This window comes from Agromyces sp. NPDC058064, from assembly GCF_042885275.1.
Taxonomy (GTDB): Bacteria; Actinomycetota; Actinomycetes; order Actinomycetales; family Microbacteriaceae; genus Agromyces.
On record NZ_JBHVSE010000005.1, the window covers coordinates 150,377 to 168,345 of the forward strand.

At 72.5% G+C, this 17,969-nt stretch carries 17 protein-coding genes; 14 read left to right on the forward strand and 3 right to left on the reverse strand.

Annotated features, from left to right (window positions below; translation table 11 throughout):
• The first annotated feature begins 62 nt into the window (after positions 1-62).
• A complete protein-coding gene (locus ACFVSL_RS16220) occupies positions 63-371 on the forward strand; it encodes a hypothetical protein (RefSeq protein WP_386942010.1) in 309 nt (102 codons plus the stop codon).
• Between the two features lie 12 nt (positions 372-383).
• Complete coding sequence (locus ACFVSL_RS16225) at positions 384-803, forward strand: hypothetical protein (protein WP_386942011.1); 420 nt, start codon at positions 384-386, stop codon at positions 801-803.
• A gap of 65 nt (positions 804-868) precedes the next feature.
• Here ACFVSL_RS16225 and ACFVSL_RS16230 read toward each other — a convergent pair whose 3' ends face one another.
• Positions 869-1,807 (reverse strand): ROK family protein, encoded by a 939-nt coding sequence (locus tag ACFVSL_RS16230; protein WP_386942012.1) that lies wholly within the window; start codon positions 1,805-1,807, stop codon positions 869-871.
• 119 nt (positions 1,808-1,926) lie between these two features.
• On the opposite strand from ACFVSL_RS16230, the gene ACFVSL_RS16235 reads away from it, so the two are divergent.
• The 6 genes from ACFVSL_RS16235 to ACFVSL_RS16260 all read left to right on the forward strand — a co-directional run bounded on the left by ACFVSL_RS16235 (position 1,927) and on the right by ACFVSL_RS16260 (position 7,785).
• A complete protein-coding gene (locus ACFVSL_RS16235) occupies positions 1,927-2,871 on the forward strand; it encodes a sugar-binding transcriptional regulator (RefSeq protein WP_386942013.1) in 945 nt (314 codons plus the stop codon).
• 41 nt (positions 2,872-2,912) lie between these two features.
• On the forward strand, positions 2,913-3,935 hold the full coding sequence (deoC, locus tag ACFVSL_RS16240) for a deoxyribose-phosphate aldolase (RefSeq protein WP_386942014.1): 1,023 nt from the start codon (positions 2,913-2,915) through the stop codon (positions 3,933-3,935).
• An 11-nt stretch (positions 3,936-3,946) separates the two neighbouring features.
• Positions 3,947-5,512, forward strand: a complete 1,566-nt coding sequence (locus ACFVSL_RS16245) for an aldehyde dehydrogenase family protein (protein WP_386942015.1) — start codon at positions 3,947-3,949, stop codon at positions 5,510-5,512.
• A complete protein-coding gene (locus ACFVSL_RS16250) occupies positions 5,509-6,369 on the forward strand; it encodes an aldehyde dehydrogenase family protein (RefSeq protein WP_386942016.1) in 861 nt (286 codons plus the stop codon). Before ACFVSL_RS16245 ends, ACFVSL_RS16250 begins: the two co-directional genes overlap by 4 nt.
• Positions 6,370-6,377: 8 nt before the next feature.
• On the forward strand, positions 6,378-6,617 hold the full coding sequence (locus ACFVSL_RS16255; RefSeq protein ID WP_386942017.1) for a hypothetical protein: 240 nt from the start codon (positions 6,378-6,380) through the stop codon (positions 6,615-6,617).
• A gap of 187 nt (positions 6,618-6,804) precedes the next feature.
• A complete protein-coding gene (locus ACFVSL_RS16260; protein ID WP_386942018.1) occupies positions 6,805-7,785 on the forward strand; it encodes a glycerophosphodiester phosphodiesterase in 981 nt (326 codons plus the stop codon).
• 12 nt (positions 7,786-7,797) lie between these two features.
• On the opposite strand, the gene ACFVSL_RS16265 is transcribed toward ACFVSL_RS16260, so the two are convergent.
• Entirely contained in the window at positions 7,798-8,076 is a 279-nt protein-coding gene (locus ACFVSL_RS16265; protein WP_157422625.1) for a metal-sensitive transcriptional regulator, read from the reverse strand.
• Between the two features lie 54 nt (positions 8,077-8,130).
• On the opposite strand from ACFVSL_RS16265, the gene ACFVSL_RS16270 reads away from it, so the two are divergent.
• On the forward strand, positions 8,131-10,506 hold the full coding sequence (locus ACFVSL_RS16270) for a heavy metal translocating P-type ATPase (RefSeq protein WP_386942019.1): 2,376 nt from the start codon (positions 8,131-8,133) through the stop codon (positions 10,504-10,506).
• Between the two features lie 48 nt (positions 10,507-10,554).
• Positions 10,555-12,471 (forward strand): DUF2207 family protein, encoded by a 1,917-nt coding sequence (locus tag ACFVSL_RS16275; protein ID WP_386942020.1) that lies wholly within the window; start codon positions 10,555-10,557, stop codon positions 12,469-12,471.
• Between the two features lie 62 nt (positions 12,472-12,533).
• On the opposite strand, the gene ACFVSL_RS16280 is transcribed toward ACFVSL_RS16275, so the two are convergent.
• Positions 12,534-12,749, reverse strand: a complete 216-nt coding sequence (locus tag ACFVSL_RS16280; RefSeq protein ID WP_386942021.1) for a hypothetical protein — start codon at positions 12,747-12,749, stop codon at positions 12,534-12,536.
• Positions 12,750-12,807: 58 nt separating this feature from the next.
• Here ACFVSL_RS16280 and ACFVSL_RS16285 point away from each other — a divergent pair, with 58 nt between their 5' ends.
• The 4 genes from ACFVSL_RS16285 (at position 12,808) to ACFVSL_RS16300 (ending at position 17,968) form a co-directional block, all read left to right on the forward strand.
• A complete protein-coding gene (locus tag ACFVSL_RS16285; protein WP_386942022.1) occupies positions 12,808-13,539 on the forward strand; it encodes a ZIP family metal transporter in 732 nt (243 codons plus the stop codon).
• A 215-nt stretch (positions 13,540-13,754) separates the two neighbouring features.
• On the forward strand, positions 13,755-15,878 hold the full coding sequence (locus ACFVSL_RS16290) for a DEAD/DEAH box helicase (protein ID WP_386942023.1): 2,124 nt from the start codon (positions 13,755-13,757) through the stop codon (positions 15,876-15,878).
• A gap of 41 nt (positions 15,879-15,919) precedes the next feature.
• Positions 15,920-16,522 (forward strand): hypothetical protein, encoded by a 603-nt coding sequence (locus tag ACFVSL_RS16295; protein ID WP_386942024.1) that lies wholly within the window; start codon positions 15,920-15,922, stop codon positions 16,520-16,522.
• 414 nt (positions 16,523-16,936) lie between these two features.
• A complete protein-coding gene (locus ACFVSL_RS16300; RefSeq protein WP_386942025.1) occupies positions 16,937-17,968 on the forward strand; it encodes a 6-phosphofructokinase in 1,032 nt (343 codons plus the stop codon).
• Position 17,969 lies beyond the last annotated feature (1 nt).

Sequence of the window (17,969 nt, forward strand, 5' to 3'; positions counted from 1 at the left end):
ACCGATACCCCGGCTGCCGCAGATACTGCACGATATCGGCGCTGCTCTCGCTCTACGCCGCGATGGCCGCCGGGCTCGTCGTGCCGGTCACCGCGGCGCGCTACGGCCGGATCCGGCTGCTCGTCGGCATCTCCGTGGTCTCGTTCGTCGTCGGCTACCTCGTCGTCGCCGTGAGGCCGCTCCTCGTCGGCATCCTGCACCAGGCGAGCGGCGGATGGACCGTGCCGCTCGTGCTGGTGCTCGCCTCGGCGGCCCGCGGCGGTCGCCGGCGTCGTGATGGCGAGGCCCCGTTTCGTCGAGGACGATCGCCCGGGACGCTGAACGGCGGCGGCGCGGGGCGAGGGGTCGACGCGCACCCGCGGGGCGGCTAATATCCGGGTGCCATGGAGTTGCTGACCTCCGCGGTCGAGACGGCCGCCGCGGCGAAGTCGCCGAACCTCTGGGGCGCGCTCGGCTGCGCGCTCGCCTACTCGGGCGCCCTGTTCGCAACGATCGACGCCTTCGCCGACCTGCTGCTGACGCGCGGCGACGGCGCCGGCGGCCGACTCAGTCCCGCGCTGCGGCTCAAGGCCGGGTCGAAGATCGCCGCCGCGGCCATCACGGTGGTCTCTGCGGCGCTCGTGCTCGCGCTCGACGCGAACTGGTTCGCGTTCTCGGCGCTCAGCATCGTGTTCGCGGTGCTGGTCGGGATCGCGGCGCTCGTGCTCGTACGGCAGCGGGCGCACGTGCGCGAGCGCACGGCCGTGTTCGATGCGCCGGCGACGCGGAGGGGCGGCGCCGAGCCGACGGCCGACGGGGTGTGACATCGCCGTCGACGGTGCGGCCGGACGAAACGACGAACGGGACGATACCGGACGAAACGGACGAGTCAGACGATGAGGTCGGGCCGGTGCACGAGCGCCGCCGCGCCGATCAGGGGGCCCTCGTCGGACAGCGCGGAGGGCACGATCTCGACGCGCGTCGCGAAGGCGAACCCGGTGCGCTCGGCGACCGCGGCGCGGGCGTGGTCGAAGAGCACGGGGGAGACCCGCGAGAACCCACCGCCGATCGCGACGAGATCGAGGTCGAGCAGATTCGTCGCCGAGGCGATGGCGTGGCCGATCGCGGTGCCCGAGCGCTCGACCGCCGCGATCGCGACGGCGTCGCCGGCGGCGTGGGCGCGCGCCAGGTCTTCGCCGGTCGTGCCGTCGAAGCCCTGCGTGCGGGCCCAGGCGACCGTGCGCGGACCCGAGGCGATCGCCTCGAGGCAGCCGCGGCCGCCGCAGGTGCACGGGTCGTCGAACCCGCCGACCTCGATGTGGCCGATGTGGCCGCCGTTGCCCGTGGGGCTCGCGACGGCTCGGCCGCCGATCACGAGCCCGCCGCCGACACCCGTCGAGACGACCATGCCGAGGAGGTTCTCGCCCGGGCTGCCGGCTCCTGCGCCGACCCAGTGCTCGGCGAGCGCGATGCAGAGGCCGTCGATGCGCAGCACGACGGGCGTCCCGGGGAGCATCTCGCCGAGCCGGTCGCGCAGCGGGTGCCCGCGCCACGCGGGCACGTTGAGCGGGGAGACGCGGCCGGTGGCGACGTCGATCGGGCCGGCCGAGCCGACGCCGACGCCGACGAGACCGGCGTCGGCCGGCAGGGCGGCGAGGGCCGCCTCGACGACCTCGCTGACGGACCGGTCGAGCTCGTCGGCGGTCGCGGTCGACCCGGTGGGGCGCCGGTGGCGGGAGCCGGCCAGCAGGGCGCCGTGCTCGTCGACGAGTGCGGCTTCGACCTTGGTGCCGCCGAAGTCGACGGCGAGCGCGAGGGGCGTGGGCATTGCACCAGCATAGGCGCGCAGCATCCGCCACCGATCTGCTCATATGAGCAGCATCGCCTGCGAGTGTTGCCGATGAGCACCCGGCTGCCTACGCTGGAAGTCGAGGCGGACGGAGGCGCATGGACGAGATCGACGAACTCCTCTCCATCAGGGCGGCCGAGCTCTACTACGAGGAGAACAAGACCCAGGACGAGATCGGCCAGGCGCTGAATCTCACCCGGTGGAAGGTCGGGCGCCTGCTGGCGCAGGCCAAGCACCGCGGGTTCATCCGCATCGAGATCCTGCACCCGCGGGCGCGGCGGCTGCCGATCGAGCGGCGCCTCCGCGAGGAGCGCGGGCTCACCGACGCCATCGTCGTCTCCTCCGCGGGCGTCGCCTCGGCCGAAGAGCTGCAGGCGCGCACCGCGCAGGCCGCAGCCGACTACCTCACCGCGCTCCGGCCGGTGCCGCGCACGCTCGGCGTGAGCTGGGGGCGCACCCTCTTCGAGATCTCCCAGCACCTGCGCAACGGCTGGGCGACCGGCGTCAACGTCGTGCAGATCAACGGCGGCGTGAGCCTCAACCGTCGCGCGGGCACCGCGGCGGCGACCGCCGTCGCGATCTCGCAGAAGGGCGGCGGCCAGGCGACGCTGCTGCCGAGCCCCGCCATCCTCGAGCGGCTCGAGACGAAGCACGCCATCGAGTCCGATCGCGTCGTCGCCGGCGTCATCGAGCTCGCCCGCTCCGCCGACGCCTATCTGTTCAGCGCCGGCGCCGCCGACCACAACTCGGTGCACGTCGAGAGCGGCTACCTCGCTCCCGGCGACGTCGACCTCCTCGTCGCCAAGGGGGCCGTCGGCGACGTCGTGGGTCGGTACATCGACTCCGACGGCAACATCGTCGACCCCGCCCTCGACGCCCGCACGGTCGGGCTCACGCTCGACGAGATCCGCAGCTCCCCGCTCGCGATCGCCGTCGTCGCTGGCCCTGCCAAGCACGCCGTGGCCGACGCGGTCGTGCGCAGTCGGCTCTGCACGGTGCTCGTCACCGACGAGTCGACCGCCCTCCATCTCCTCGACGGCTGATCCCCCGCCGTCCTCCACCACACGAAAGCCAGGTCCAACTCATGCCAGCACCGGTCAACGCCGGCACCGCCCTCGCCACCGCACGCGAGCGCGCGCTCGCCGTGCTCGGCGGCGAGCCCGACGACCAGACGCTCGGTCGCTACCTCCACGGCATCCCCGGGGTCGACGCCGTCGGCCTCGAGCAGCGCGCCGCAGCCCTCGGCACCCGCTCGATCAAGACGACGTCGAAGGCCTGGGCGCTCGACCGCATCATCGAGCTCATCGACCTGACGACGCTCGAGGGCGCCGACACCCCAGGCAAGGTCCGCTCGCTCGTCGCGAAGGCGCTCACGCCCGATCCCGCAGACACCACGACTCCGCGGGTCGCCGCGGTCTGCGTCTACGGCGACATGGTGCCGTACGCGGTCGAGGCGCTGGGCGCCGCGCACGGCGACCCCGACGACGGCCTCATCTCGGTCGCCGCGGTCGCCACCGCGTTCCCGAGCGGCCGCTCCTCGCTCGCCATCAAGCTCGCCGACACGGCCGAGGCGGTCGCCGCCGGGGCCGACGAGATCGACATGGTCATCGACCGCGGCGCGTTCCTCGCGGGGCGCTACGGCGAGGTCTTCGACCAGATCGTCGCGGTGAAGGAAGCCTGCCGACGGCCCGACGGCACGAGCGCGAGCCTCAAGGTGATCCTCGAGACGGGTGAGCTCGTGACCTACGACAACGTGCGCCGCGCCTCGTGGCTGTCCATCCTCGCGGGCGGCGACTTCATCAAGACCTCGACCGGCAAGGTGTCGCCCGCGGCGACCCTGCCCGTGACGCTCCTCATGCTCGAGGTCGTGCGCGACTGGCACCGGCTCACGGGCCACAAGGTCGGCGTGAAGCCGGCGGGCGGCATCCGCTCGTCGAAGGACGCGATCAAGTACCTCGTCACCGTCGCCGAGACCGTCGGCGAGGAGTGGCTCGTGCCCCACCTCTTCCGGTTCGGGGCCTCGAGCCTCCTCAACGACGTGCTGCTCCAGCGCCAGAAGCGGACGAGCGGGCACTACTCGGGCGCCGACTACGTGACGATCGACTGACTGGACTGAACATGAGCTTCCTCGACTACGCACCCGCACCCGAGTCGCGCGCGATCCTCTCGCTCCGCGACAGCTACGGCCTCTTCATCGACGGCGAGTTCGTCGACGGCCGCGGCACCCCGTTCCAGACCATCTCGCCCGCGAGCGAGGAGCGCATCGCGATGATCGCGAACGCGAACGAGGCCGACGTGGCCGACGCCGTCGCCGCGGCACGCCGCGCCTACGACCGCGTGTGGTCCAAGATGAGCGGCCGCGATCGCGGCAAGTACCTCTTCCGCATCGCGCGCCTCGTGCAGGAGCGCGCCCGCGAGCTCGCGGTCGCCGAGTCGCTCGACAACGGCAAGCCGATCAAGGAGTCGCGCGACGTCGACGTGCCCCTCGTCGCGGCGTGGTTCTTCTACTACGCGGGATGGGCCGACAAGCTCGACCACGCCGGTCTCGGCGCCGACCCGCGCTCGCTCGGCGTCGCGGCGCAGGTCATCCCGTGGAACTTCCCGCTGCTCATGCTCGCCTGGAAGATCGCCCCGGCGCTCGCCGCGGGCAACACCGTGGTGCTGAAGCCCGCCGAGACGACGCCGCTCACGGCGCTCATCTTCGCCGAGATCCTCCAGCAGGCCGAGCTGCCGCCGGGCGTCGTGAACATCGTCACGGGCGCCGGCGACACGGGTGCGGCGCTCGTCGCGCACGAGGGCGTCGACAAGGTCGCCTTCACCGGCTCGACCGCGGTCGGCCGCGCGATCGCGAAGCAGATCGCCGGCACCGACAAGAAGGCCACCCTCGAGCTCGGTGGCAAGGCGGCGAACATCGTCTTCGACGACGCGCCCATCGACCAGGCGATCGAGGGCATCGTCAACGGCATCTTCTTCAACCAGGGGCACGTGTGCTGCGCCGGTTCGCGACTCCTCGTGCAGGAGAACATCCACGACGAGGTCGTCGAGCGACTGAAGACCCGACTCTCGACGCTGCGCCTCGGCGACCCGCTCGACAAGAACACCGACATCGGCGCCATCAACTCGCGCGAGCAGCTCGACCGCATCCGCGCGTTGAGCGACGCGGGCGTCGACGAGGGTGCCGAGCGCTGGAGCGCGCCGTGCGAGATCCCCGAGAACGGGTTCTGGTACGCCCCGACGATCTTCACGGGCGTGCAGACCTCGAGCCGCATCGCCCGGGAGGAGATCTTCGGGCCGGTGCTCTCGGTGCTCACCTTCCGCACGCCGCAGGAGGCGATCGCGAAGGCGAACAACACGCCGTACGGTCTCTCGGCCGGCATCTGGACCGACAAGGGCAGCCGCATCCTCGCGGTCGCCGACCAGCTGCGCGCCGGCGTCATCTGGGCGAACACGTTCAACCGCTTCGACCCGGCCTCGCCCTTCGGCGGCTTCAAGGAGTCGGGCTACGGCCGCGAGGGCGGCCGCCACGGACTCGCCGCGTACCTCGCCCCTGCGCCGATCGGGCGGGCGGCGGTCACGCGTTCCGCCGCGAAGTCGGCGATCACGGCGGATGCCTCGGCGGCCGACCCGGCCGCCAAGCGCACCCGTCGAACGCAGAAGGCCACCACGAAGGGATCGAAGCGATGACCCGCCTCGCCGTGCCGAAGACGTACAAGCTCTACATCGGCGGCAAGTTCCCCCGCAGCGAGTCGGGGCGCACCTACGAGGTCGCGGCTCCCGACGGTCGCTTCCTCGCGAACGCCGCGCTGGCCTCCCGCAAGGACGCCCGCGACGCGGTCGTCGCCGCGCGCGCCGCCGTCTCGGGCTGGGCGGGCGCGACCGCGTACAACCGCGGCCAGGTGCTGTATCGCATCGCCGAGCTCCTCGAGGGGCGCCGTGCGCAGTTCGTCGCCGAGATCGAGGACTCCGAGGGTGTCTCGAAGGCGGTCGCCGCCGCCCAGGTCGACGAGGCGATCGATCGCTGGGTCTGGTACGCGGGCTGGGCCGACAAGTTCGCGCAGGTCGCGGGCAACGCGAACCCGGTGGCGGGGCCGTACTTCAACATCTCGGTGCCCGAGCCGACGGGCGTCGTCGCGATCGTGGCCCCCCAGGACACCTCGCTCCTCGGCCTCGTCTCGGCGATCGCGCCGGCGCTCGTGGCCGGCAACTCGGTCGTGGTCGTGGCGAGCGAGCGCTTCCCGCTCTCGGCGATCAGCCTCGCCGAGGTGCTCGCGACGAGCGACGTGCCGGGCGGCGTCGTGAACGTGCTGACCGGCTCGCCCGCCGAGATCGCGCCCTGGCTCGCGAGCCACGCCGACGTCAATGCGATCGACCTGGTCGGCGCCGGCGCGCTCGACTGGATCTCGCTGGAGGTCGCAGCGGCCGACACGCTCAAGCGGGTGCTGCGCCCCGAGAACGGGCCCGACGCCGCGGCGCCGGCGCTCGGCCGCATCTCGGCGTTCACCGAGACGAAGACCGTCTGGCACACGAAGAGCCTGCGGTAGGGGCGACGGTGGCGGGTCGCAACGGCGCATCCGACGAGCGCGGCCGGCTCGTCACCGATCCGTTCGACTACCGCATCGCGAAGGACGGTGCGGTGGTCGTGTCCCGCGGCGGGCGCGTCGTGACGACGGTCGGCGGCCGCGATGCCGCGCGGCTCGGCGCCGCGCTGCAGTCGGCCGACGACGAGCGGGTGCAGCATCTGCTCGCCCGTGCGACGGGCAACTACCGGCGCGGCAACGAGCGGCGCTGACCGCGGTCGGGCGGGCCGATGCGACGTGCGCGCCCGGGCCCTCGGTGCCGCGGTTTCGCGGCGCGTCGGCGGTGCCGTCGGGCCTGCGGAATTCTCCGCGGAATTCGGTAACGAAACGGTAACGGTGTTGCTAGAGTAGCGTGCACCGCGCGGGCAACGGCGCCCCGCGGTGGAAAGGCCCGAACCCGTGAAGCACGCCTTCCGCATGGTCGACCCCGAGACCGTGCGGCGGCGGCCGAGTGCCGTCGCAGCCACGCCCCCCGCCCGCCCCCGACTGTTCGACGTCCTCGCGATCCCGCCCCGCAGGGCGATCCGCGCGGCGCTCGCCGCGATCGCGGTGGCGATCCTCGCCGCGGTGCTGCTCGTCGCGCAGACTCCGCCGACGGTGTACGCCATCGACGTGTTCGGCGCGCTCCGCGCACCCGGCGAGCGCGCCTTCACCGTCGGTCATCGTGGCGACCGGGCGACCGCACCGGAGAACACCATGCCCTCGCTCGAGCTCGCGATGGACGAGCTCGCGTTCGTCGAGACCGACGTGCAGCTCACGCGCGACGGCGTGCCGGTGCTCTTCCACGACGTCACCCTCGAGCGCGTCACCGGCGACCCGCGCACGGTGGGGGAGCTCGAGCTCGCCGAGCTGCGGCGGCTCGACGCGGGCGCCTGGTACGCGCCCGAGTTCGCCGGCACGCCCATCCCGACGCTCGAGGAGTTCTTCGTCGCGCTCGCCGAACGCGACGGCGCCCGTGCGCTCGTCGAGCTGAAGGCCGACTGGACGCCCGACGAGGTGAAGGCAGTGACGGGCCTCGTCGACCGGCACGGGCTCCGCGGGCGCGTCGTGCTGCAGAGCTTCAGCCTCGAGACGCTCGTCTCCCTGCAGTCGGTGGCGCCCACCCTCCCGCGCATCATGCTCATCCGCGAGCTGCCGGCCGACCCGGTACCGCTCGCGGAGCGGCTCGGCCTCATCGGCTTCGGCACGACGGTGGACTCGGTGACGGCCGAGCCCGGTGCGCTCGTGCTCGCGCACGAGGCCGGCGTCGCGGTGCTCTGCTACACGCTCAACACCGACGAGCACTGGGCGGCGGTGAACGCGCTCGGCGTCGACGGCATCATCACCGACGAGCCGAGCGAGCTCGACGCCTGGCTCGCGGTGACCTCGCCGGGCACCTGAGCGCGTCGAGGGTCAGCTGCGGTTGTTCGAGAGCTCGAAGATGCGCACGAGCTCGGCGACCGCCTCGTCGCGCTGCTCGCCGCCCTGCTCGTACATGTGCGAGACGTGGGTGCGCAGGTGGTTCTCGACGAGGAGCTTGTTCAGGGAGCCGAGCGACTTCTGCACGGCGAGCGACAGCGTGATGATGTCGACGCAGTAGTCCTCGTTCTCGATCATCTTCTCGATGCCGCGCAGCTGGCCCTCGATGATCTTCGTGCGGTGCAGTGCGCGCTTCTTGATGTCCTCGATCACCCTCACAGGATACCCCGTTTGCACCGAATACCCCTAGGGGGTACCCTCGAACGCATGACGACGCTCGAGACGCCACCGGTCCGCACCATCGACCTCGACATCGAGGGCATGACGTGCGCGAGCTGCGTCGGCCGCGTCGAGAAGCGCCTCGGCCGCCTCGACGGGGTCGAGGCCGCGGTCAACCTCGCGACCGAACGAGCGCGGGTCACGTTCCCGTCGAGCACCTCCATCGAGGCCCTCGTCGAGGCGGTGCACCAGGCGGGCTACACGGCCACCCCCGTCGTACCGGCGGATGCCACGGCGTCGCCGTCGCTCGCGGCCACCGAGCCGTCCATCGGCACCGCGACCCGACGCGCCGGGGCGGGCGGCCCCGCGGCAGACACCTCGCCGGCTGCCGGCGACGGCGAGTACGACCCGGCCGACGCCGGCGCGACGACGGGCACCCGCCGCGAGGCATCCGACCCGCTCATGACCCGGCTCGTCGTCTCGACGGTGCTCACCGTGCCGGTCGTGGTCATCGCGATGATCCCGGCGTTCCAGTTCACCTACTGGCAGTGGCTCTCGCTCACCCTGGCCGCACCGGTCGTGGTGTGGGGCGGCTGGCCGTTCCACCGCGCCGCCTGGCAGAACCTGCGGCACGGCGCCCTCACGATGGACACGCTGGTCTCGCTCGGCACCCTCACCGCCTTCGCGTGGTCGCTGTGGTCGCTGTTCCTCGGGCACGCCGGCATGCCGGGCATGACGCACGAGTGGTCGTTCGGCGTGCGGGGCACGCCCGGCGGCGACATCTACCTCGAGGTCGCGGCGGGCGTCATCACGATCCTGCTGCTCGGGCGGGTGCTCGAGGCGAAGTCGAAGCGCCGCGCGGGCCGGTCGCTGCGCACCCTGCTCGAGCTCGCCCCGCGCGAGGTCTCGGTGCTGCGAGGGCCGGACGGCGGCGGAGCCGGCGCGGTCGAGACCGAGGTGCGGGTGGCGATCGGCGCGCTGCGCCCCGGCGACCGCTTCGTGGTGCGCCCGGGTGAGCGCATCGCCGCCGACGGGGTGGTCGCCGACGGCGAGGCGAGCGTCGACGAGTCGATGCTGACGGGCGAGCCCGCCCCGGTCGACGTCGCGGCAGGTGCCGCGGTCACCGCGGCGACCATCGTGCACGGCGGCAGCATCGTCGTCACCGCGACCCGCGTCGGCGCCGACACCCGGCTCGCCCAGATCGCCCGCCTCGTGGAGGACGCGCAGCTCGGCAAGTCGAAGGCGCAGCGCCTCGCCGACCGCATCTCGGCGGTCTTCGTGCCGATCGTCATCGCGATCGCCGTCGGCACCGCGATCGTCTGGATCGCGACCGGCAGCCCCGTCGAGCAGGCCGTCACGGCGGCCGTCGCCGTGCTCGTGATCGCCTGCCCCTGCGCGCTCGGGCTCGCGACGCCGATGGCGATCCTCGTCGGCACGGGCCGCGGCGCCGAGCGCGGCATCCTGATCACCGGGCCCGAGACCCTCGACCGCACCGCCGGCATCGACACGATCCTGCTCGACAAGACCGGCACCCTGACGACCGGCCGCATGCGCCTCGGCGAGGTCACCACGACCGGCGGCACCGAGCCGAACGCCGCGCTCCGCGTCGCGGCCGCCCTCGAGCAGCGCTCCGAGCACCCCATCGCACGGGCCGTCGTCGACGGCGCAGCCGAGCGCGGGGTCGTCGTGCCAGAGGCGCAGGAGTTCCGTGCGCATGCCGGCCTCGGCGTCTCGGCGAGCGTCGACGGCGTCCGTGCGGCCGTGGGGCGCCCCGCCTTCCTCGAGGGGCTCGGCATGACCCTGCCCGCGGCGCTCGCCGAGCGGGCCGCCGCCTCCGACGCCACCGCCGTCGCCGTCGGCTGGGACGGCGAGGTGCGCGCGCTCCTCGAGGTGGGCGACTCGATCCGCCCGGGTGCCCGCGAGGCCGTCGACCGGCTGCGCGCCCAGGGGCTCGAGCCGATCCTGCTCACGGGCGACGCGCATCGCCCCGCCGAACGCGTCGCCGCCGAGCTCGGCATCGAGCGCGTGCACGCCGAGGTCAGCCCCGAGGGCAAGCTCGCGGCCGTCACCGAGCTGCAGGCCGCGGGGCGCAAGACCGCGATGGTCGGCGACGGGGTCAACGACGCCGCAGCGCTCGCCGCGGCCGACCTCGGCATCGCGATGGGCGGCGGCACCGACGCGGCGGCGAGCGCGAGCGACCTCGCGCTCACGCGCGACGAGCCCGGCGCGATCCCCGACGCGATCTCGCTCGCCCGCGCGACGCTCGGCACGATCCGCGGCAACCTCTTCTGGGCCTTCGCCTACAACGTCGCGGCGATCCCGCTCGCGGCGGCGGGGTTCCTGAACCCGATGATCGCGGGTGCGGCGATGGCGTTCTCGAGCATCTTCGTCGTGCTGAACAGCCTCCGACTGCGTCGGGCCTGACCCGCGACGCACCTGACGAACCGGCGCGGCGGCGGCTAGCGTTGGGGCATGCCCCGTCGCCCCGCCCGCCGTGCCGCCGTCGCACGACTCGCCGCCGCGTTCTCGGCCGCAGCCTCCGCCCTGCTCCTGGTCGGCGCCCTCGGTGCCGCGCCCGCCGTCGCGGGGGAGCGCGGGGCATCCCGACCGCTCGACGCGGCGGCCGGGCCCGCCGCCGTCGCTCCCGCGGCGATCAGTCCGCTCGGCGTGCGCGCCGGACCCGACGACTTCGTGTTCGACTCCTTCGACGCGGTCTACGAGCTCTCGCTCGACGACGAGGGGCGCTCGGTGATGGAGGTCACCGAGACGCTCGTCGCGGTGTTCCCCGAGTTCGACCAGAACCACGGCATCCGCCGAGCCATCCCGCTGAACTACGACGGGCATCCGGTCGACCTGGTCGTCGAATCGGTGACGGATGCCTCGGGCGCGCCTCGTCCCTTCGAGACCGAGGCCGACGAGGACGACGAGTTCCTGCTCGTCACCAGCCGTGCGGACGGCTTCGTGCACGGCGAGCAGACCTACGTGTTCCACTACCGCATGCACAACGTCACCCACGTGCCCGACGACGCGGCGATCGACGAGATCTACTGGGACGTCAACGGCACCGGGTGGGCGCAGCCCTTCGGCGTCGTGCGCGGCGAGCTGCGCCTCTCGGCCGAGCTCGCCGACGCGATGACGGGCGACATGGCCTGCTACCGCGGGTGGTCGGGATCGAGCGACCCCTGCGACTCGATGACGAGCGAGCCCGTCGACGACGGGGCGGTCGTCGTGGCCGAGGCCGCCGGGCTCGGGCCGTACGAGAACCTCAGCTTCGCGGTCGCGTTCGAGCCGGGCACGGTCGTGCCGCGCGACGACTCCTTCTGGTCGTCGCCCGCCGCCGTCGGCAGCGCGATCGCGGCGGCGCTCGCCGTGGCCGCCGCCGCCGTCGCGCTCGCGCTCCGCCTCGGCCGGTGGCGCAGCCACCCGGGCCGGGGCACGATCATCGCGCAGTACGAACCGCCCGAGGGCGTCTCCGCGTTCGTCGCCGCCGAGCTCGTCGGCAGCATGTCGCGGGGGGTCACCGCGACGGTGCTCGAGCGCGCCGTCGCCGGGGAGCTCCGCGTCGTCGAGACCGGGTCCCGCCGCTACGCCGTGCAGTTCACCGGCGGCGGTCCCGCGGGCGACGAGCACGCCCGGGCGGTCATGGAGGCGCTCTTCGGCAGCCCGCCGCAGCCCGGCGCCCTGCGCGAGATGAAGTCGAGCGACACTGCGCTCGGCAAGCGGCTGCTCGCGATCAGGCAGCGGGTGTCGAGCGGGGTCGTCGCGGCCGGGCTCCGGCGCAGCCCCGACCACGGCCTCCGCCTCCTGCTCGCGATCGGGGCCGGCATCGCGGCGGTCGCGAGCTTCGTGCTCGGCGTCATCGCGCTCACCTCGGTGATGGGCGGCGGCTGGCCCGCGCTCTGCTTCATCGTGGCGATCCTCGCCGGGCTGCTCGCGATCGGGACGGTCGCGTCGGTTCGGCCGCTCACCGAGCGCGGCCGCGAGCTCCGCGACCATCTCGAGGGCCTGCGGACGTACATCCGGCTCGCCGAGGCCGACCGCATCCGGGTGCTGCAGAGCCCCGAGGGCGCGCTCCGCATCGACACGAGCGATCTCGGCCAGGTGCTGAAGCTCAACGAGCGCCTGCTGCCGTACGCCGTGCTGTTCGGCTTCGAGCGCGACTGGAGCCGCGAGCTCGCGGTGCTCTACGAGCAGCTCGGCCGACAGCCCGACTGGTACTCGGGCAGCAGCGGGTTCAACGCGGCCTACTTCTCGGCGGGCGTCGCCTCGTTCTCGAGTTCGTCGAACAGCTCGTGGTCGGGATCGAGCTCGAGCTCGTCGTCGAGCGGCTCGGGCGGCGGCGGCTCGTCGGGCGGCGGTGGCGGCGGAGGCGGCGGCGGGGGCGTCTAACCCGGCCCGCCCCGGCCCTGGCCCGAGCGTGGTCGCGACCGCGCCGACCTGCCGGCGAGCTGCTACCCGGCTTCGCCCGCCGCAGCCGCGCGCTCGTCGCCGAGATCGACCCTCCGCTCGGCGTCGAGGCCCTCGACCTCCTCGTCGAGCACGTCGTCGAGCGAGCGCCCGTCGTCGTCATGCGCCTCGTCGGCCTCGTCGAACTCGGTGTCCTGCGAGACCGTGAAATCGTCGTCCTCGGGCGCGAACTCCGCGCCCGCCCCCGCGAGCTCGTCCATGTCTCAAGGGTAGGCGCGTCGGCGGCGAACGGGTAGCCCCGGTCCCTATGCTCGCAGCATGGCCGACTGGATCCTCGCGGGCATCGCCGGACTCCTCGCGGGCGGCGCGCTCCTCCTCGGCGCCGTCATCGCGTGGTACGTGAAGGTGCCGACGCGCGTCGTGGCATCCATCATGGCCTTCGGCTCGGGCGTGCTCGTCTCGGCGCTCGCCTTCGACCTCGTGCTCGAGGCGCAGGACGAGGGCGGCTTCTGGCCGACGGTCGGGGGGTTCGCCGTCGGAGCGATCGTCTACGTGTTCGCGAACCAGCTGCTCGACCGCCTCGACAAGCGCAACCCGCGCGGCACGGGCGAGGACCCGGGCACCGGCACCGGCATCGCCGTCGGCGCGCTCCTCGACGGCATCCCCGAGTCGGCGGTGCTGGGGCTCAGCATGGTCGGCGGCGGGGGAGTGAGCGTGCCGGTCTTCGTCGCGATCCTGATCTCGAACATCCCCGAGGGGCTCTCCTCGACGGCGGCGCTGAAGGAGAGCGGGCGTTCCCGCACGTACGTCTTCGTGCTCTGGGCGGGCATCGCGCTCGCGAGCGCGCTCGCGTCGCTCGCGGGCTACGTGCTGCTCGACGACGCCCCGGGCGAGCTCACGGCGTTCATCACGGCCATCGCGGCGGGCGCCATCCTCGCGATGATCTGCGACACGATGATCCCCGAGGCGTTCCGCACGGCGCACGCCTTCACGGGGCTGCTCGCGACGGCGGGGTTCCTGCTCAGCTACGCCGTGCACGTCGTCGGGTGACACGCGGTTCACGCCGGAGGCCCTTCGCCCGCTAGAATGGGGGAAGCGCCCGACGAATCCGTTCTTCGGCCGACCGTGCGAGCCCCGCTCGCCGCTGCTCGGTTCGGGATTCGGCGTACCGCGCCGCGCGGCATCCGAGCCGCAGCGTGCGGGCTCGACCACCAGGTGGTGCCGAGGGGGCGTGCCGGGCACGGCACGAAGGAAACGGGAGGACCATGGCCCAGACGAGGCAGCGGCAGCGTACGCGTTCGCGCGACGACGAAGCACCCATCATCCCGATCCTCGCCCGCAAGGTGCGAGAGGTCGAGCAGAAGGCGCAGAAGGGCAAGCTCGGCCCGACGAACCGCACCAAGTTCCAGGTCATCGCGCTGCTCATGCGCGAGGAGCGCGCCCGGGTCAAGGCCGACGCCGAGATCGGCGACGCGGCCCGCGGCGAGCTCCTGAAGCGGCTCGACGGCATCGCGCAGATCCTCGCGAAGACCGCGGCGCGCGACACGAGCCTCATCCAGCTGCTCGAGCCCGACGCCTCGATCTCCACCGTCGCGCAGCGATTCCGCCGCGACTGGCTGCTCGAGTCGGGCGCCGAGCTGAGCCCCGACGAACTCATCATCACGCGCGAGCCCGAGGCGAAGCTCGAGGTCTCCGAGAACCAGGTCATCCCCGCCTCGGTGAAGTCGCGCCAGCTCGCGAACCCGTTCCTCGCGCCCGACTTCTCGAAGCCCGCCGCGCCGCTCGTGCCCGTGCGCCGGCTGGCCAACTGGGAGCTGCTCGGCCCCCTCTTCAAGTCGTTCGAGCAGGGCTCGGGCGGCCAGGCCGCCTCGATGGAGCTGCCCGAGGCGCCGAAGGCCGACCGGCTCTCGCCGCGCGGCCTCGAGCTCATGAAGCACCAGGCCCGATTCATCGAGAGCGCCCGCGAGGGCCACCGCGCGTTCCTGCTCGCCGACGAGCCCGGCCTCGGCAAGACGGCCCAGTCGGTGCTCGCGGCATCCGTCGCGAACGCCTACCCGCTGCTCGCGGTCGTGCCGAACGTCGTGAAGATGAACTGGGCGCGCGAGGTCGAACGGTGGACCCCGCACCGCCGCGCCACCGTGATCCACGGCGACGGCGACACCCTCGACGCCTTCGCCGACGTCGTCATCGTGAACTACGACGTGCTCGACCGGCACATGGCGTGGCTGTCGACGCTCGGCTTCCGCGGCATGGTCGTCGACGAGGCGCACTTCATCAAGAACCTGCAGTCGCAGCGCTCGAAGAACGTGCTCGCGCTCGCCGAGCGCATCCGCAAGTCGACCCCCGGCGGCAACCCGCTGCTGCTCGCCCTCACGGGCACGCCGCTCATCAACGACGTCGACGACTTCCGCGCCATCTGGAAGTTCCTCGGCTGGATCGACGGCGACAAGCCCTCTGCGGAGCTCCTCGCGAAGCTCGAGGAGACCGGGCTCACCCCCGCCGAGCCCGGCTTCTACTCCGAGGCCCGGCGCACCGTCATCGACCTCGGCATCGTGCGCCGCCGCAAGGTGGACGTCGCGGCCGACCTGCCGGCCAAGCGCATCGCCGACCTGCCCGTCGAGCTCGACGACGAGCTCGGCCGCTCGGTGCGCGCCGCCGAGCGCGAGCTCGGCAATCGCCTCGCCTCGCGGTTCCGCGCGCTCGTCGAGGCCCGCCACCTCAAGGTCGGCGACCTCGACGAGGACACCCGCGACCAGTTCATCCGGGCCGTCGCGAGCGCCGAGCTCGAGGAGTCGAAGTCGTCGAAGTCGGGCGAGAACGTCTTCACGATGGTGCGCCGCATCGGCCAGGCGAAGGCCGGCCTCGCGGCCGACTACGCCGCCCAGCTCGCCCGCTCGGTCGGCAAGGTCGTCTTCTTCGCGAAGCACATCGACGTCATGGACCAGGCCGAGGCGGCCTTCGCTGCACGCGAACTGCGTACGGTGTCGCTGCGCGGCGACCAGACCGCGCTGCAGCGCCAGGCCGCGATCGACGCGTTCAACAAGGACCCCGAGGTCTCGGTCGCGGTCTGCTCGCTCACCGCGGCGGGCGTCGGCGTGAACCTCCAGGCCGCGTCGAACGTCGTGCTCGCCGAGCTCAGCTGGACGGCCGCCGAGCAGACGCAGGCGATCGACCGCGTGCACCGCATCGGCCAGGAGGAGCCGGTCACCGCGTGGCGCATCATCGCCGCGCACACGATCGACGCCCGCATCGCCGAGCTCATCGACTCGAAGCAGGGCCTCGCCGCCCGCGCCCTCGACGGCCAGGACGTCGAGCCGGGCTCGGCCGACTCGGTGCAGCTCGACGCCCTGCAGCACCTGCTCCGGCAGGCGCTCGACGGGGCGCTGTAGGGCTGGGCTCGAGGAGTCGACGAAGTCACCGTGTCGGTGAGATGTCTCGAAATCGCAGCGCGAGCGCATCGCTCATTCCGGGCGCACTCTTCACTGTCTTCGTGCTGAGCCAAGGGCTGGCGCTGGGTGCACGAGCCGTGCAGCTCTCCAATCCGCTCCTCGTTGTCGTGCAAGGGCTCGGGATCACGGCGATGATCCTCGCGATCGCATATTTGAGTTACACGCGCCACACCCGGAGACTGCTTGCAGGACTGCCTCGGCTCTCGGGCGACGCAACCGATCTCCTGTGGGTGGGCGCACGGCTGCATGAGACCGAGGTGGAATTCGGGAGGCTCAGAGCGGAGCGGGTGAAGCTCTCCCTCATCTACGTCGTGAAAGTGGAGCACGAAGTGCTCTCCGTACACAATCTCCCCGATGGGGAGGTCGTCATGGCCGTGCCCGTCTCCGGCATCGGCGAGTTGACGGTGGGTACATCGACCCGTCTGGGTGTCACCAACAACTGCCTTTTCGTCGACCTCGATCTGAACGGACTCTCGGCGAGACCGCCACTCGTGCTTCAGCGCAACTCCACGCCATTCTCAGTCATGCAGGACTCAAATCGACTCGAGGAATCCGCGCGGAGCCTCGCTGCGCTCGTCCATTAGGCCGACAGCCGCCTCGCCGTCATGGCGCATGGGTCGCTGACGGCGGAGATGTACGTGCGAGGTCAGCTCGAGGCGTTCCTCCAGCGGCAGGTGAATGTTCTCCTGTCCTCTCGATCGGGGAAGAACTCGATGAGGCGCGGGCGAGAGTCCAGGCACGGTGGTGGGGAACGGAAGATGCCGGCGAGGCGCCCGAGGCGGCGGCGTCGTGAGCAGACGGAGTGCTCGCCGTCGGGATGGAACCCGCTCGGTAGCGACCCGCGGCTGGCGCGAAGCTTGCGGCTTTCTGGCGAGCTTGATTCGAGGGCCCGCCCGAGCGGCCGTCGCAGAGTCGAGGTTCGCTAGACTTCCGAACGTCGTGCCCCGATGAAGCGGCTCCAGCGACGATTTCCCCCAGTGCAAGGAGTCCCACGCGTCATGAAGATCGGAATCCTCACCTCCGGCGGCGACTGCCCGGGGTTGAACGCCGTCATCCGCGGTGCCGTCCTCCGGGGCGTCATCTCGCACGAGACGGAGTTCGTCGGCTTCCGCTGGGGCTGGAAGGGCGTCGTCGAGGCCGACATCATGCCCATCACCCGCCACGACGTGCGCGGGCTCTCGAAGCAGGGCGGCACGATCCTCGGCTCGAGCCGCACCAACCCCTTCGAGGGCGAGGGCGGCGGCCCCGAGAACATCCAGCGCATGCTCGACGAGCACGGCATCGACGCGATCATCGCGATCGGCGGCGAGGGCACGCTCACGGCGGCCCGCCGCCTGCACGACGAGGGCGGCATCAACGTCGTCGGCGTGCCGAAGACCATCGACAACGACCTCGCCGCGACCGACTACTCCTTCGGCTTCGACACGGCCGTCGAGATCGCGACCGAGGCGATCGACCGCCTCCGCACGACCGCCGACTCGCACGGCCGCTGCATGGTGCTCGAGGTCATGGGCCGCCACGTCGGCTGGATCGCCCTGCACTCGGGCATGGCCGGGGGAGCGCACGCGATCCTCATCCCCGAGCAGCCCCAGTCGATCGAGCAGATCTGCGAGTGGGTCGAGTCGGTGCGCGACCGCGGCCGCTCCCCGCTCGTCGTCGTCGCCGAGGGCTTCACGCTCGAGGGCATGGACGAGGCGCACTCGCACAAGGGCCTCGACGCGTTCAACCGCCCGCGCCTCGGCGGCATCGCCGACATCCTCGCCCCCATGATCGAGGAGCGCACGGGCATCGAGTCGCGCGCGACCGTGCTCGGCCACATCCAGCGCGGCGGCGCGCCGTCGGCGTACGACCGGGTGCTCGCCACCCGCCTCGGCATGGCCGCGATCGACGCCGTCTACGACAACGCGTGGGGCTCGATGGTCACCCTCCGGGGCACCGACATCGAGACCGTCTCGATCGCCGAGGCCGTCGGCACCCTGAACCGGGTGCCGCAGTCGCGCTACGACGAGGCGCGCGTCCTCTTCGGCTGAC

Excerpts from the sequence above, each read along its gene's own strand:
- ACFVSL_RS16220 (WP_386942010.1), top strand. The coding sequence starts at position 63 with ATGGCCGCCGGGCTCGTCGTGCCGGTCACCGCGGCGCGCTACGGCCGG.
- ACFVSL_RS16225 (WP_386942011.1), top strand. The coding sequence starts at position 384 with ATGGAGTTGCTGACCTCCGCGGTCGAGACGGCCGCCGCGGCGAAGTCG.
- ACFVSL_RS16230 (WP_386942012.1), bottom strand. The coding sequence starts at position 1,807 with ATGCCCACGCCCCTCGCGCTCGCCGTCGACTTCGGCGGCACCAAGGTC.
- ACFVSL_RS16235 (WP_386942013.1), top strand. The coding sequence starts at position 1,927 with ATGGACGAGATCGACGAACTCCTCTCCATCAGGGCGGCCGAGCTCTAC.
- deoC (WP_386942014.1), top strand. The coding sequence starts at position 2,913 with ATGCCAGCACCGGTCAACGCCGGCACCGCCCTCGCCACCGCACGCGAG.
- ACFVSL_RS16245 (WP_386942015.1), top strand. The coding sequence starts at position 3,947 with ATGAGCTTCCTCGACTACGCACCCGCACCCGAGTCGCGCGCGATCCTC.
- ACFVSL_RS16250 (WP_386942016.1), top strand. The coding sequence starts at position 5,509 with ATGACCCGCCTCGCCGTGCCGAAGACGTACAAGCTCTACATCGGCGGC.
- ACFVSL_RS16270 (WP_386942019.1), top strand. The coding sequence starts at position 8,131 with ATGACGACGCTCGAGACGCCACCGGTCCGCACCATCGACCTCGACATC.
- ACFVSL_RS16275 (WP_386942020.1), top strand. The coding sequence starts at position 10,555 with ATGCCCCGTCGCCCCGCCCGCCGTGCCGCCGTCGCACGACTCGCCGCC.
- ACFVSL_RS16280 (WP_386942021.1), bottom strand. The coding sequence starts at position 12,749 with ATGGACGAGCTCGCGGGGGCGGGCGCGGAGTTCGCGCCCGAGGACGAC.
- ACFVSL_RS16285 (WP_386942022.1), top strand. The coding sequence starts at position 12,808 with ATGGCCGACTGGATCCTCGCGGGCATCGCCGGACTCCTCGCGGGCGGC.
- ACFVSL_RS16290 (WP_386942023.1), top strand. The coding sequence starts at position 13,755 with ATGGCCCAGACGAGGCAGCGGCAGCGTACGCGTTCGCGCGACGACGAA.
- ACFVSL_RS16295 (WP_386942024.1), top strand. The coding sequence starts at position 15,920 with ATGTCTCGAAATCGCAGCGCGAGCGCATCGCTCATTCCGGGCGCACTC.
- ACFVSL_RS16300 (WP_386942025.1), top strand. The coding sequence starts at position 16,937 with ATGAAGATCGGAATCCTCACCTCCGGCGGCGACTGCCCGGGGTTGAAC.